The 13785-nt window shown below is 75.0% G+C and carries 11 protein-coding genes; 3 read left to right on the plus strand and 8 right to left on the minus strand.

The window, feature by feature from the left end:
* Positions 1-96 precede the first annotated feature (96 nt).
* On the minus strand, positions 97-816 hold the full coding sequence (gene cmk / locus ACIQ9P_RS33390) for a (d)CMP kinase (protein WP_402364810.1): 720 nt from the start codon (positions 814-816) through the stop codon (positions 97-99).
* Positions 817-1038: 222 nt separating this feature from the next.
* Complete coding sequence (locus ACIQ9P_RS33395) at positions 1039-2124, minus strand: prephenate dehydrogenase (protein ID WP_402364813.1); 1086 nt, start codon at positions 2122-2124, stop codon at positions 1039-1041.
* 343 nt (positions 2125-2467) lie between these two features.
* On the opposite strand from ACIQ9P_RS33395, the gene ACIQ9P_RS33400 reads away from it, so the two are divergent.
* The 3 genes from ACIQ9P_RS33400 to ACIQ9P_RS33410 are packed head-to-tail and all read left to right on the plus strand — an operon-like array spanning position 2468 to position 6770.
* Entirely contained in the window at positions 2468-4711 is a 2244-nt protein-coding gene (locus ACIQ9P_RS33400) for a DUF4139 domain-containing protein (protein WP_402364816.1), read from the plus strand.
* Between the two features lie 3 nt (positions 4712-4714).
* A complete protein-coding gene (locus tag ACIQ9P_RS33405) occupies positions 4715-6352 on the plus strand; it encodes a DUF4139 domain-containing protein (RefSeq protein ID WP_402364819.1) in 1638 nt (545 codons plus the stop codon).
* 55 nt (positions 6353-6407) lie between these two features.
* Entirely contained in the window at positions 6408-6770 is a 363-nt protein-coding gene (locus ACIQ9P_RS33410; protein WP_402364822.1) for a DUF952 domain-containing protein, read from the plus strand.
* Positions 6771-6848: 78 nt separating this feature from the next.
* On the opposite strand, the gene ACIQ9P_RS33415 is transcribed toward ACIQ9P_RS33410, so the two are convergent.
* From ACIQ9P_RS33415 to ACIQ9P_RS33440, 6 genes are all read right to left on the minus strand, one after another.
* The gene (locus ACIQ9P_RS33415; protein WP_402364825.1) at positions 6849-7832 is read right to left on the minus strand and encodes a transcriptional regulator; all 984 of its coding nucleotides are present in this window, start codon (positions 7830-7832) and stop codon (positions 6849-6851) included.
* Positions 7833-8048: 216 nt separating this feature from the next.
* The gene (locus ACIQ9P_RS33420; RefSeq protein WP_402364828.1) at positions 8049-9482 is read right to left on the minus strand and encodes a pseudouridine synthase; all 1434 of its coding nucleotides are present in this window, start codon (positions 9480-9482) and stop codon (positions 8049-8051) included.
* Positions 9483-9545: 63 nt separating this feature from the next.
* A complete protein-coding gene (locus tag ACIQ9P_RS33425; RefSeq protein ID WP_402364904.1) occupies positions 9546-10139 on the minus strand; it encodes an SMC-Scp complex subunit ScpB in 594 nt (197 codons plus the stop codon).
* 356 nt (positions 10140-10495) lie between these two features.
* Positions 10496-11497: a segregation and condensation protein A gene (locus tag ACIQ9P_RS33430; RefSeq protein ID WP_402364831.1), complete on the minus strand. Its 1002-nt coding sequence runs from the start codon at positions 11495-11497 to the stop codon at positions 10496-10498.
* 256 nt (positions 11498-11753) lie between these two features.
* Positions 11754-12386, minus strand: a complete 633-nt coding sequence (locus ACIQ9P_RS33435) for a hypothetical protein (protein WP_402364834.1) — start codon at positions 12384-12386, stop codon at positions 11754-11756.
* A complete protein-coding gene (locus ACIQ9P_RS33440) occupies positions 12383-13450 on the minus strand; it encodes a ParA family protein (protein WP_402364837.1) in 1068 nt (355 codons plus the stop codon). Before ACIQ9P_RS33440 ends, ACIQ9P_RS33435 begins: the two co-directional genes overlap by 4 nt.
* Between the last annotated feature and the right edge of the window lie 335 nt (positions 13451-13785).

The following is a 13785-nucleotide window of genomic DNA, read 5'->3' on the forward strand; positions in this document are numbered from 1 at the left end:
CGGAAGCGCCTCTCGGCCGCTCCCGACGGAAGCACTTCCCGGCAGTTCCTGCCGGGAGCTCTTGTCAGTGTGCCGGAGCGGAGGCTCCGGCCGGTCTCAGACCGTCGACAGCGCGGTCCCGGCCCGCTGCTCGACCAGCGTGGTGATCCGGTCGATCACCTGTTCCAGGGTGAGCTCGCTGGTGTCCACCAGCACGGCGTCCGCGGCCTGGGTGAGCGGCGCGGTCGCCCGCGAGGAGTCCGCCGCGTCCCGGCGGGCCAGATCGGCGGCCATCGCGGTGATGGTCGCCTCGTCCAGGCCCTTGGCCCGCAGCTCGGCCGCCCGGCGCTCGGCCCGGGCCACCTCCGACGCGGTCAGGAAGACCTTGACGGTGGCGGTCGGGAAGACCACGCTCCCCATGTCCCGGCCCTCGGCGACGATGCCGCGCCCGGCGACCCCGGCGCAGCCGCGCTGCAGCTCGACCAGGCGGGCGCGCACCGCGGGCACCGCGGAGACGGCGCTGACCTGGGCGGTCACCTCCGGGCCGCGGATCGGGCCGGAGACGTCCCGGCCGTCGACCGTGATGGTCGGGCCGTCCGCGTCCGTGCCGGACACGATCACCGGCTTGCCGCAGGCGACGGCCACCGCTTCCGGGTCGGCCACGTCGATGTCGTTGGCCAGCATCCACCAGGTCATCGCCCGGTACATGGCACCGGTGTCCAGGAAGCTCAGGCCCAGCCTGGCGGCGACCGCCCGGGAGACGGTCGACTTGCCGGAGCCGGAGGGTCCGTCGATGGCGACGACGACCGGGGCATGCGCTCGGTCGGCAGTGTCCACGGCCCGAACCTCTCTCTGGATCTCTGATGTCTGAGCACGGCGACCCGGATCTACGGGGCGACCGGGGATTGTCTCCTCCAAGGTTAATGGACCGGCGCCCGACCCGGCCCCGCCGGTGCCGGCCCCCTCCGGGCCGGGGCCGACACGACAACCCGGTCCCCGGAAATCGGTCCCGGACACCCGGTCCCCGAAGCCCGCTCCCGGACACTCACTCCTGGACGCTCAGTCCCGGACGCTCCACCCGGTCGCCCGCAGCGCCACCGTCAGCGCCCGGACCGCCCCCGGCGCCACCGCGAGCTGGACGAAGCCCACCTGCTGGCCGGTCGAGTGCTCGATCACGACGTCCTCGATGTTGACGCCGGCCGCGCCGACCTCACCGAACAGCCGGCCCAGCTCACCGGGCTGGTCGCCGAGCACGACGGCGACGGTCTCGTAGCGGGTGGGCGGTGCGCCGTGCTTGCCCGGGATCCGGGCCTGGCCGGTGTTGCCCCGCCGCATGACCGCCTCGATGTCGGCCGCGCCGCCCCGCCGCTCGGCCTCCTCGGCGGCCTGGAGGGCGCGCAGCGCGGTGACGGTCTCGCCGAGGTCGGTGGCGAGCTCCGCCAGCACGTCGGCCACCGCGCCCGCGTTGGCGGACAGGATGTCCACCCACATCGCGGGGTTGGAGGCGGCGATCCGGGTGACGTCCCGGACGCCCTGACCGGAGAGCCTTATGGCGGTCTCGTCGGCGTGCTCCAGCCGGGCGGCCACCAGCGAGGAGAGCAGCTGGGGGGCGTGCGAGACCAGGGCGACCGCGCGGTCGTGGGCCGCGGCGTCCATGACGATCGGCATGGCCCCGCAGAGCGCGACCAGTTCCAGGACGGCGTTCAGCGTCCCGGTGTCGGTGTCGGGGGTCGGGGTGAGCACCCACGGCCGGCCCTCGAACAGGTCGGCGCGGGCGGCCAGCGGGCCGGACCGCTCCCGGCCGGCCATCGGGTGGCTGCCGAGGTAGTGGACGGTGTCGCAGCCGAGCGCGGCGACCTCGGCCCGCGGGCCGGCCTTCACGCTGGCGACGTCGGTGTAGTACTGCGCCAGGCCGCGGCGCTGGCAGTCCGCGAGCACCTTGCCGACCAACGCGGGCGGGACGGCGATGATCGCCAGGTCCACCGGGCCGTCGGCCGGCTCGGTGATGCCGGCGCCCAGCGAGGCGGCGGTGCGGGCGGCGTCCGGGTCGGCGTCCTCCAGATGGACCGTCAGACCCCGTCCGGTGAGGGCGAGCGCGGCGGAGGTGCCGATGAGTCCGGTACCGACGACGACAGCTGTGCGCATGGCGGGTGGCTCTCCTCACAGAACGGAACGGAACAGCACGGGCGACACGGAACGACGCGGAACCGAACCGCGAACCGGGCCCGCCTCATCCTCCCCCATCGCCCCCACCCGCGCGGCCACCGTCCGGCCCCGACACCGGCCGCCACCGCGACCGCAACCGCTCCGGGCCCCGCGGCCGTCCCCCCTCACGCGGACCCGCACCACCCGCGCACCGGCCGACCGCACGCCACGCACGTCGGAAAACCGGGGACGCGGGAACCGGCACACGGCAGGATGGGCCGCCCGGGAGAAGGCTCGGCGCGCGGGCTCGGCGCCGAAGGTACGCGACGAAGGGGTTGGCCGGGTGAACGATCAGCACAGCAGCGACCAGCATCGACCGCAGGACAGCAGCACCACCGTTTCCTCCACCGGGGGCGCCGGAGCAGGAGACGAAGCTGGAAACGGCGCAGGAACCACCACCGTCCCGGCCGTCCCCTCGGTCCTGGACTCCGTCGTCGTCCACGCCGCCGGCGCGGTCTGCCGCCGCCTGGCCCGGGTGGCCCTGCCCCCGGACGGGCGGGTCCGGCTGACCGGCCTGCCCGGAAGACTCGACGAGCGCTCGCTGCGCGCCCGGGTGCTCTCCGGACCGGCCGGCACGGCCGTCACCGAGGCCCGGGTGGAGGCGGTCGCCGAACTCCGCGACCCCTCCGAGCTGCCCGAACTGCGCCTGCGGCTGGACGCGGCCCGGGAGCACGAGAGCACGCTGCGGGAACGCCTCCGACTGGTGCTCGCCGCCGTCGCCGAGACCACCGCGCTGCGTGCCGTCCCGCCGGCCCGGCGCCGCGACGACCCGCTGCGCCGCACGCCCGCCGACGCCTGGCTCGAACTGGCCGACTTCGTCGACGAACGCCTCTCGCGGCTCCACCGGCGCACCGAACTGCTCACCAGGGACATCGAACTCGCCGAGCACGAGACCGAGTTGCTCGCCGACCGGATCGCCCGCGCGACCACCGCCGACCCGCAGGAGGCGATCACGACCGCGATCACCGCCCTGCTCACCCTCACCACCGCCCCGGCCCCCACCGACACGGACACCGCCGACACCACCGACACCGCCCCCGAGCTGGACATCGAGCTGGAGTACACCGTCCAGGCCGCCCGCTGGGTGCCCTCCTACCGACTGTCCTACCGCCAGGGCGACGACACCGGCGACCTGGTCCTGCGCGCCTCCGTCGCCCAGCAGACCGACGAGGACTGGACCGGCGTCCGCCTCGCCCTCTCCACCGCCGACCTGGAACGCCGCACCGACCTGCCCAAGCTGCGCTCGCTGCGGATCGGCCGCAGCCAGCCGGCCCCGCTGCCCTCCGGCTGGCGCGAGCCCCCGGCCGGACTGTCCGACCTGTTCTCGGCCTACGACGCGGTCGGCCCACGCCCGGTGGCCGACCGCCCGCTCCGCTCGCCCCGGGCGCCGCTCGCGATGCCGGTCCCGGTCAGCCCGACCGTCGCCGCGCCGCCCCCGGCCCCCGCGGCGGCCTCGTTCCCCGCACGCCCGGCCGGCGGCGGAGCGCGCGGCGGCACCCAGGTCAGGATGCACCCGGCCCCGGAGCCGCCCGGCTTCGCCGGCTACGGCGGGGTACCGCTGCCGCCCGAGGCCCGCCGCGTCCGCTCGGCCTTGACCGCCGAGGGCGGCGGAGCCGCCGGCCCCTCCGGATTCGCCGAGGAAGCCGACTTCCTCCTCGCCGACGCGCCCGCCCCGTTCGCTCCCCCGCCCGGACCGCCGGTCCCGGACGAGCGGCTGCTCGACTACCCCGTGCTCGAACTGCTCGGCCCGGACGGCGACCCCGACCGGCGCGGCACCCTGCACCGGGCGTTCCGTCCGGGCACCGGCGCCCGGACGGCGGCCGGCCCGTACGGCGCCAGGCTGCAGCGCCTCCCGATGCCGCCGCACGCGGTGCCGCCACAGGTCTCGACCGGCTCCTTCGAGTACCGCTACGACGCCGCCGCTCCCGCCGACATCCCGTCCGACGGCACCTGGCACACCGTCACGATCGACGACATCGCGGTGAGCGTCCGGCCGGAGTACGTCGCCGTACCGGCGGTCGAGGAGCGGGTCTACGCGACCCTGGTGCTCACCAACGGCACCGCCCGCGCGGTGCTCGCCGGCCCGGTCGAGGTGACCGTCGACGACGAGTTCCTGCTCACCGGGGCCCTGCCCACCCTCGCCCCCGGCGGTGTGCGCCGACTGGGCATCGGTGTCGCCGAGTCGGTCGAGGTGACGCGCCGTACCGAGCTGCACGAGTCCACCGCGGGCATGCTGAACAGCAGCACCGTGCTCGACCACCGGGTGCGCGTCGAGCTGGCCAACCGGCTCGGCCGCCCGGTCACCGTCGAGGTCCGCGAACGGGTACCGGTCAGCTCCGACGCCGATGTCCGGATCGAGGAACGGCCCGGCTGGCACGCACCGGACGAACCGTCCGCCGAGTGCCCGCCCGGCACCCGGCTCCGGCGGGTCGACCTGCCGCCGGGCGGCCGGGCCGAGCTGGACGGCGGCTACCAGATCAGGATCCCGGCCGGAAAGGCCATCGTCGGCGGAAACCGGAGGAACTGAACGATGACCGTCACCCCCCTCCCCGGCGCCGCGAGCGCGGACGCCCCGGGGCCCGGCGCCCCGAACACTCCGGGCGTCCCGACCACCCCGGGCACCCCGCCCCCCGTGACGGCGCTCCCCGTCACCACCGTCACCTGCCTGGAGGACCGCGCCCGGATCGGGCGGACCGCCACCGCGGACCTCGCCGCCGGCGTCCAGCGGCTGCGGCTCGGCCCGCTCACCGCCCTCGCCGTCGACCGCACCCTGCGCGCCGAGTCGGACACCCCGGGCGTCCGCGTCCTGGACGCCCGGATCACCCGCACCTGGACCCCCCGCCCACCACTGCCGCCCGGCCCCGACGACTCCGAGCTGCGCCACCGGCTGCACGACCTGGAGGTCCGGATCCGTGAGGAGGAGCGGCTGGCCGACCGGCTGGAGGCCCGGCTGGCCCTGCTCGCCCAGCTCAGCACCGACCTGCTCCGGGAGGTCGGCGAGGGCGCCGGCGCCGGCGAGGTCGAGCGCACCCGCTGGCACCGCGAGCTGGACCGGGTCGACGCCGGCCGCGAGCAGCACGGCGAGGAGCTGCGGGCCTCCCGGGTCCGGCTGCGCCGGCTGGAGGTGGACCGCGCCGCGGCGCTCGGCGCCCTGGAGGAGTCCGAGGAGCGGCCCGCCGAACTGGTCGCCCACCTCGACCTCACCGTCGAGGCCGCCGCGGCCGGTCCGGCCCGCCTCACCGTGCACCACCTGGTGCCGTGCGCCCTGTGGCGGCCGTCCTACCGCGCCACCCTGGCCGACGGCGTGCTGCGGCTGGAGTCCGAGGCCGTGGTCTGGCAGCGCACCGGCGAGGTCTGGAACGGGGCCCGGCTGACCTTCTCCACCGCCCGGTCGGCGCTGGCCACCGAACCGCCGTCGCTCGTCGAGGACGTGCTGACGCTGCGCGAACGCACCAGCGAGGAGAAGCGCGCCGTCGAGGTCGAGCTGCGCGAGGAGGCGATCTCCGAGCTGGGGCCGGACGGCGTCGTGCCGGGCGTGGACGACGGCGGCGAGGTGCGGGTGCTGAGCGCCCCGGCCCCGGCGACGGTGCCGTCCGACGGGAAGGCGCACCGGGTGCCGCTGGCCTCCTTCGACGGTCCGGCGCGCAGCGAGTTCACCTGCGTGCCGGAGCTGTCGCCGCTGGTGACCCAGGTGGTCCGGTTCCGCAACACGGCCGGGCACCCGCTGCTCGCCGGGCCGGTCGAGCTGGTCCGCGGCAGCGGGTTCACCGGGCGCGGACAGCTGCCGTTCACCGCGGCGGGCGCCGACACCGAGCTGTCCTTCGGCAGCTCGGACGGCTACCGGGTGGTGCGGGAGACCGAGGAGCGCCGGTCCACCGCGGGTCTGAGCCAGCGTTCGGTGACCACCCGCACGGTGCGGCTGCACCTGTCCCGGTTCTCCGGCCCGGAGGAGCGGGACGAGCAGCTGGTCGCGGTGCGCGAACGCGTACCGGTCTCCGAGGTGGCGGCGGTGGAGGTGCGGCTGCGCAAGGAGGAGTGCTCACCCGTGCCGGACGCCTCCGACGCCGAGGGCATCGTCCGCTGGGACGTTCCGCTCGGCCCGGGCGCCCGCCGCACGCTGACCCTGGTGTACGAGGTCTCCGCCTCCGCGAAGGTGGCCGGCCTGTGAGCGGCGGCGGCCCGGGCGTCCGTCCGGGCCCGGCCGGAACAGGTACAACAGGAGCATGATCCTGCACCTCGCTCCCCTGGACGACTGGCTGGCCGACCCCGGGCGGCCGTACGCGACCGCCTCGCTGCTCACCGACGGGTTCATCCACTGCTCGGCGGACGAGCCGACCGCGCTGGCCGTGGCCAACGCCTTCTTCGCCGACACCCCCGGACCCCTGATGGTGCTGCTGATCGAGGAGTCGCTGGTGGAACCGATGGTCAAGTGGGAGGCCCCGAACGGCGCACCGCCGTCCGGGGCCACGCCCGGGGTGCTGTTCCCGCACATCTACGGGCGGCTGAACCGCACGGCGGTGGTCGGTCTGGAGAAGGTCGAACGCGGGCCGGACGGCCGTTGGGCGTCCCTCTCCCCCTGGAGCTGACTCCCCGCCCGGCCCACCGGCACCGGCCCGGCCGCCGCCACGCCAGCACCGGAAGCAGGGCCGGAACCGGGGCCGGAGCTACAGCCAGCCCCGCTCCCGGGCCGCCATCCCGGCCTGGAAGCGGGTGGTGGCCCCCAGCTCGCGCATCAGCGACTGGAGCCGGCGCTGGGTGGTCCGGGCGCTCCAGCCCAGCGAGCGGGCGATCGACTCGTCGGTGAGGCCGGCGGCCAGCAGGCCGAGCAGTTTGCGGTGGTCGGCCTCCGGCTCCAGCGCCCCGTCACCGGCGCCGAGCGCGGACTGCAACTGGACGGCGCGCTCCCACTCCGCCTCGAAGAGCGTGTCCAGGGCCTGGAGCAGCGCCGAGGGGTGGATCACGTACGCGGCGTCGAGCACGCTGTCACCGACGCTGATCGGGATGATCGCCATCCGGTCGTCCGACATCACCATTTTCATCGGGAGCACCGGCCGGACCCTGGCCTCCTCCCCGTCGGCGACGCCGACCAGGATGTTCTTCTCCAGCCGGCCCGGCCAGGCCACCGCCTCCCGGTCGTAGATGGTCCGGAACCGCACGCCCTCCCCCAGCCGCTGCCGCTGCAACGGGATGTTGGCCACCGGGTCCTGGATGTAGGGCGGGCAGTCGAAGCCGCGGATCTGGTACTGGCTGGTCCCGGTGATGTGCTCCAGCCGCTGGGCTATCGCCTCGCCGCCGGTCAGCACCTCGACCGAGTGCGCCGGGTCGGTGTACCGGGAAGCCTCCCGGAAGGCGTCCATCAACCGGTGCATCTCGGCCCGGGCGTGCCGCAGTTCGGACTCCCGGTGGCCGATCAGGGTGCCGATGGCGACGTCCGGGGCGACCGGCAGGAAGCGCTGGCGGTCCACCGGGGCCCGGGTGGCCATGCCCTGCTGGGCCAGCCGGTCCAGGGCCCGCAGGCTCTGCTGGAGGGTCAGGTCGCAGAGCCCGGCGAGGTCCTCGGCCGTGGACTGCGGGTTGGCCACCAGCGCCGCGTAGACCCGCCCGTCCGGCCCGGCCAGTCCCAGCGCGCTGAGTGGTGCATCGGACACGGCGTCGCTCCCGGTTCGCCTCTGGCCCCCCGCACGGGGTGGCGCACTCCCGCCACCCGGCGGATCGCGGTCAGGTGGCAATCCTCGGCCACGGATCACCGGGCTGACAAGGTGATCACCCCACGACGCGGTCCGCCGCGCAGCGGATACGCCGAACGACGGAGGGCCTCCCCGCCAGGTGGCGGGGAGGCCCTCCGGGGACCGCTGGGCCGGCTGTTACAAGCCGACCTCGTTCATCAGCTGACCGACCTCGGGGTTGGTCAGCCGGCGCAGCCAGCCGGACTTCTGGTCACCGAGCGCGATCGGACCGAAGTGGGTGCGCACCAGCTTCTCGACCGGGAAGCCCGCCTCGGACAGCATCCGGCGGACGATGTGCTTGCGACCCTCGTGCAGGGTCACCTCGACCAGGTAGTTCTTGCCGACGTTCGAGACCACCTTGAAGCTGTCGGCGCGGGCGTAGCCGTCCTCCAGCTCGATGCCCTTGGCGAGCTGCTTGCCCAGGTCGCGCGGGATCGGACCCTGGATGGCGGCCAGGTAGGTCTTGGTCACGCCGTACCGGGGGTGGGTGAGGCGGTGCGCCAGCTCGCCGTGGTTGGTGAGCAGGATGATGCCCTCGGTCTCGGTGTCCAGGCGGCCGACGTGGAACAGCCGGGTTTCCCGGTTGGTCACGTAGTCGCCGAGGCACTGGCGGCCGTCCGGGTCCTCCATGGTGGAGACGACGCCGGCCGGCTTGTTCAGCGCGAAGAACAGGTACGACTGGGTGGCGACGGTCAGGCCGTCCACCTTGATCTCGTCGTTCTGCGGGTCGACCCGCTTGCCCTGCTCGGTGACGCGCTTGCCGTTGACCTCGACCCGGCCCTGGTCGATCAGCTCCTCGCAGGCGCGGCGGCTGCCGATGCCGGCCCGGGCCAGCACCTTCTGCAGCCGCTCGCCCTCGGGCTCGCCGAAGGTCTTCGGCAGCTTCACGGCCGGCTTGTCGTGGCGGGCCAGCACCGCGTCCTCGATCCGGGCCTGGAGCTCGCGCGAGCGCTGCGGCTGGCGCCGCGGGTCGCCCGGGGCGCCCTGGCCCTCCCGGCGCGGGCGCGGGGCCGGGTTGGGCCGACGGCCGCTGAAGCCGCCGCGGGCCGGGGTGGCGTTGGGGCCGCCGCCGAACTCGGGGCGGTCGTACCGGCGCTCCTCGGGCCGCAGCGGGCGGTCCGGGAAGCGGCGGTCGTCACGACGGTCATCGCGCCGGTCGTCACGGCGGTCGTACGAGCCGGAGCCGGTACGACCCGCGCCGGAGCCACCGCGGGGCGCGCCGGAGCCGCCGCGGCCGGAACCGGAGCCACCGCCGTACGACCCGCCACGGCTCGCGCCGCCGCCGTACGAACCCCCGCGCTCGCCGGAGCCGCCGCGGCCCGAACCGGAGCCACCGCCGTACGAACCCCCGCGCTCGCCCGAACCGCCACGGCTCGCGCCGCCGCCGTACGAACCTCCACGCTCACCGGAGCCACCGCGGGGCGCGCCGGAGCCGCCGCCGTACGAGCCGCCGCGGCCCGCGCTCGAACCCGAGCCGCCCCCGTAGGAGCCGCCCCGGCCCCCGCCCTGTCCGCCGCGACTGCTGCCGCTGCCGCCGCCGCTGCTGTTCCTGCCGTTGCCACTGCTACGCATCAAAGTGTCCGTACGTCGTTACCGTCTGGGCTGTGCGGTCGTCTCGGCCGACCTCACCGCCCCCTACCGATCAGGCGCAGCCCGACCGGCCTCGCCACTGCCGTCCGCAGCCTTCGCGGCAGCGGCGGCGACCGCCTCCGCGATCATCGTGCCCTCAAGGGACTCCGCTTCCACGTCGTCGACCTCGGGCAGGAAGGGAGCAAGCTCCGGCAGCTCGTCCAGGCCGCGGAGCCCCATCCGTTCCAGGAAGTAGTTCGTCGTCCGATACAGGATCGCACCTGTTTCGGGCTCGGATCCGGCCTCTTCCACCAGTCCTCGCTGTACCAGGGTACGCATCACACCGTCACAGTTCACACCGCGGACGGCGGAGACCCGCGATCTGGACACCGGTTGCCGGTAGGCGACGACCGCCAGGGTCTCCAGCGCGGCCTGGGTCAGACGGGCCCGCTGGCCGTCCAGAACGAAGCGGTCGACGGCCGGAGCGCAGGTCGCGCGGCTGTGGAAGCGCCAGCCCCCGGCCACCTGCCGCAGGTCGAAGCCGCGCCCCTGGGCGGTGTACTCGGCGGCGAGCCCGCGCAGGGCAGAGGCCACTTCGGCGCGCGGCCGCTCCAGCACGGCGGCCAGGTGGGCCTCGGCGGCCGGCTCGTCGACGATCATCAGGATCGCCTCCAGCTCCGCCCGCAGGCCGGGCCCGTCCGCCGCCGGGGGGCCGCCGGGAGGGTCCCCGCGGAAGTCCTCGGGAAGGTCCTCGGCAAACTCCTCGGAAAAGTGCGCCGGAGAAGTCGACGGGGCCGACTTCTGGTGCACCACCTCCACCGGGGCCGCCTCCACCGCCACGGCCGCGACGGCGGCCATGACCGCGGGGACGGCCCCGGGAGGCCCGGGAGAAGGCGCCGGCCCGTCCTCCAGGACGCTCGGCGCGGGCTCCTGCCACTCCTCGGCCCTCGGCTGGCCCGGCACCCCCAGCGCCCGTCTGGTCGGCCGTCCACCGCCCGCCTCGCCGTTCCCGACCGTCATCGCTTGTCCTCCTCGCCCCGCACCGCTGCCGACGCCCCCGTCGAAGCCGTCGCCGACACCCCCGCCGAAGCCGTCGACGCCCCCTCCCCCGCCGGCCGGTCGAACTCGTCCGTCACCTCGATCGCGCCCCGGTCCGCCTCCGCCACCCAGCGCACCACCAGCTCGCCGAGCGCGTCCGGCTGCTCGAAGGCGAGCACCCGCTCCCGGTAGAGCTCCAGCAGCGCCAGGAAGCGGGCGACCACCACCATGGTGTCCGGCGCGTCCGCGACCAGCCGCTGGAAGGTGGCCTCGCCCAGCTCGGCCAGCAGGTCGACCACCAGTCCCGCCTGGTCGCGCACGCTCACCGGCGGGGTGTGGATGTGGTCGACGTAGACGGCCGGCGCGGGCCTGGGCGTCATCGCCCGGGCGGCGAGCTGCGCGAAGCGTTCGGTGCCGATGCCGATCACGACCTCGGGCAGCAGCGCGGCGTGCCGGGGCTCCAGGCCGACGCTGCGCGGTCGCCGGAGCAGCTCGGCGGCCCAGCGCTCGCCGAACAGAGCCGCAGCCCGCTTGTAGGCCCGGTACTGGAGCAGCCGGGCGAAGAGCAGGTCGCGCGCCTCCAGCAGGGCGAGGTCCTCCTCGTCCTCCACCTCGGCGGCGGGCAGCAGCCGGGCCGCCTTGAGATCGAGGAGGGTGGCGGCGACCACCAGGAACTCGGTCGCCGCGTCCAGGTCCCAGTCCGGCCCCATGGCCCGGATGTGGGCGAGGAACTCGTCGGTGACCGTCGCCAGCGCCACCTCGGTGACGTCCATCCGGTGCTTGGCGATCAGGCTCAGCAGCAGGTCGAAGGGGCCCTCGAAGTTGTCCAGCCGGACCCGGAAGCCGCCCTGCGGTCCGTCGGTGTCCGCTCCGCCACCGCTGTCGGCGCCCTCGGCGTCCACGGCGGGCGACGCGCCGGGCTCCGCCGCTGCGACGGCGGCGGCCTGGGCGACGACGGGGATCTCGGACGTGCTCGGCATGACGGTCCATCTTCGCCCGGCGGCCCCGGCCGCCCCGCATCGGGGCCACCGACACGCCGGTCCGCTCCGGGCCCCCGACCGACCGCGCGGCCCCGAGGCACCGGCCCGGCGCCCGCACGGCCGCCGTACCGGGGTCCGCCGACCCGACGGCGTCCCGGACCCGCCCGGACGACCCGCACGGCCCGCCACGGCCTCCCGCGACCACCGCACGGACCGACGGCCCGCCCCGGACCCCCCGCGGCCCCGAGGCGCGGGCTCAGCGCCCGCGCAGCCGCCGTACCAGGATGCTGGCCTCGCCGCGCTGCTCCAGGTCCGCCAGGACGACCGCGATGGCCTCCCGCACGATCCGGCCCCGGTCCACCGCCAGGCCGTGCTCACCGCGGAGCACCAGCCGGGTGTGTTCGAGGTCCATCAGCTCCTCGGCGGACACGTACACGGTGATCTTCTCGTCGTGCCGCTCGCGCCCGCTGGGACGGCGGGGGGCACGGCCACGCGGACGGGGCCGCCCCGCGGCACCCGTCTGTTCCTCGACCGCACCGGCGTGCTGGCGCGGGGCCGCGCCGCGGCCGCCCGGCTGCGCGGGGGCGGGCACGGACGCGCCCGCCGTACCGGCCTCGCGGCGGGTGCCCTGTCGGCCCTCCGCCTGCTCCCCGGCCCGGCCGGCGCCGCTCCCGGCGCGCTCCGGGTCCTCGCCGCCGTCGGCCGGGCCGACACCACCGGCCGCCGTGACCTCGTCGGCACCCTCGGCGCCGTCGGCGTCACCGGCGCCGTGGACCGCCCGGGCGGTCTCCGGTCTGGGGGCCTCGACGGCCGAACGCGACGCGAGGGACGGCGAGAGCGCCATCCCGCCGGTGGTTCGGAACAGCTCGTCGGCCCCCGGGAGACTCACTCGGCGGGGCGGCACCGGTCGAGCACCTCCCTGGCGAGCTGGCGGTAAGCGGCGGCACCGACCGAATTGGTCGCGTACGTCGTGATCGGTTCGCCGGCGACGGTGGTCTCCGGGAAGCGCACGGTCCGCCCGATGACGGTGTGGAAGACGTGCTCGCCGAACGCCTCGACGACGCGCGCCAGCACCTCGCGGCTGTGCACGGTGCGCGAGTCGTACATGGTGGCGAGGATGCCGTCCAGCCGCAGCTCCGGGTTGAGCCGCTCGCAGACCTTCTCGATCGTCTCGGTCAGCAGCGCGACACCGCGCAGCGCGAAGAACTCGCACTCCAGCGGCACGATCACGCTGTGAGCGGCCGTCAGCGCATTGACCGTCAGCAGGCCCAGCGAGGGCTGGCAGTCGATGATGACGAAGTCGTAGTCGGGCAGCAGCGGCTTCAGGGCGCGCGCCAGCGCGGACTCCCGGGCCACCTCGCTGACCAGCTGCACCTCGGCGGCGGAGAGGTCGATGTTGGACGGCAGCAGGTCCATGCCCGGCACGGCCGTCTTCAGCAGCACCTCATCGGCCGTCAGTCCGCGCTCCATGAGGAGGTTGTAGACGGTGACGTCGAGTTCCATCGGGTTGACGCCGAGTCCGACGGAGAGGGCGCCCTGCGGGTCGAAGTCGACCAGCAGCACCCGGCGGCCGTACTCGGCGAGCGCGGCACCCAGGTTGATGGTCGACGTGGTCTTGCCGACGCCGCCCTTCTGGTTGCACATCGCGATGATCTGGGCGGGGCCGTGCTCGGCCACCGGCGCCGGGATCGGGAAGTACGGCTGCGGACGTCCGGTCGGGCCGATCCGCTCGCGGCGCTGACGCGCGGCGTCGGGGGCGAGCGTGGCCGCGTACTCCGGGTCCGGCTCGTACTCGGCATCGGGATCGTCGTAGGCGCCGTAGGCGAATTCGCCGTAGGCCAGGCCGTGCGCCGGCAGTTCGACGTCGTAGTCGGTCACCGTGGTCACCTGTGCTGTGTTCTGGCGTGCTTCGAAAGTACGGAGAGCGACCGAGCCGACCTCGGCGGAGCCCACGGTGGCGTGCCTGGCCCCGGACTCCCCACTCGGCTGGCCGGCGGTGTGCTCCGCCAGCCCTGGCTGACCACCCCCGGGAGCAAATGTCGACTCATTCACAAGTCGTCTTACCTCCTTGGGCATCCAGGACTCTATGTCGATTCGTCAGCGTGGCAGCATGCCGACGGTTTGCGACTCTAGGCCGTTCAAGGCGTTCGCAGCAACACAATCCACGGTAGTGGGCCGGATGTGTCGACTATCGGGCAACCCTCTGTCAAGGGATGCGAGGGCCCTTGACCCTAACGTTTCTGCGGTGGGGTGACACGACCCACAGAAATTGACGACAGAGCGACCCG

The sequence above is a fragment of the Kitasatospora sp. NPDC094019 genome (assembly GCF_044764505.1).
Lineage (GTDB): Bacteria > Actinomycetota > Actinomycetes > Streptomycetales > Streptomycetaceae > Kitasatospora.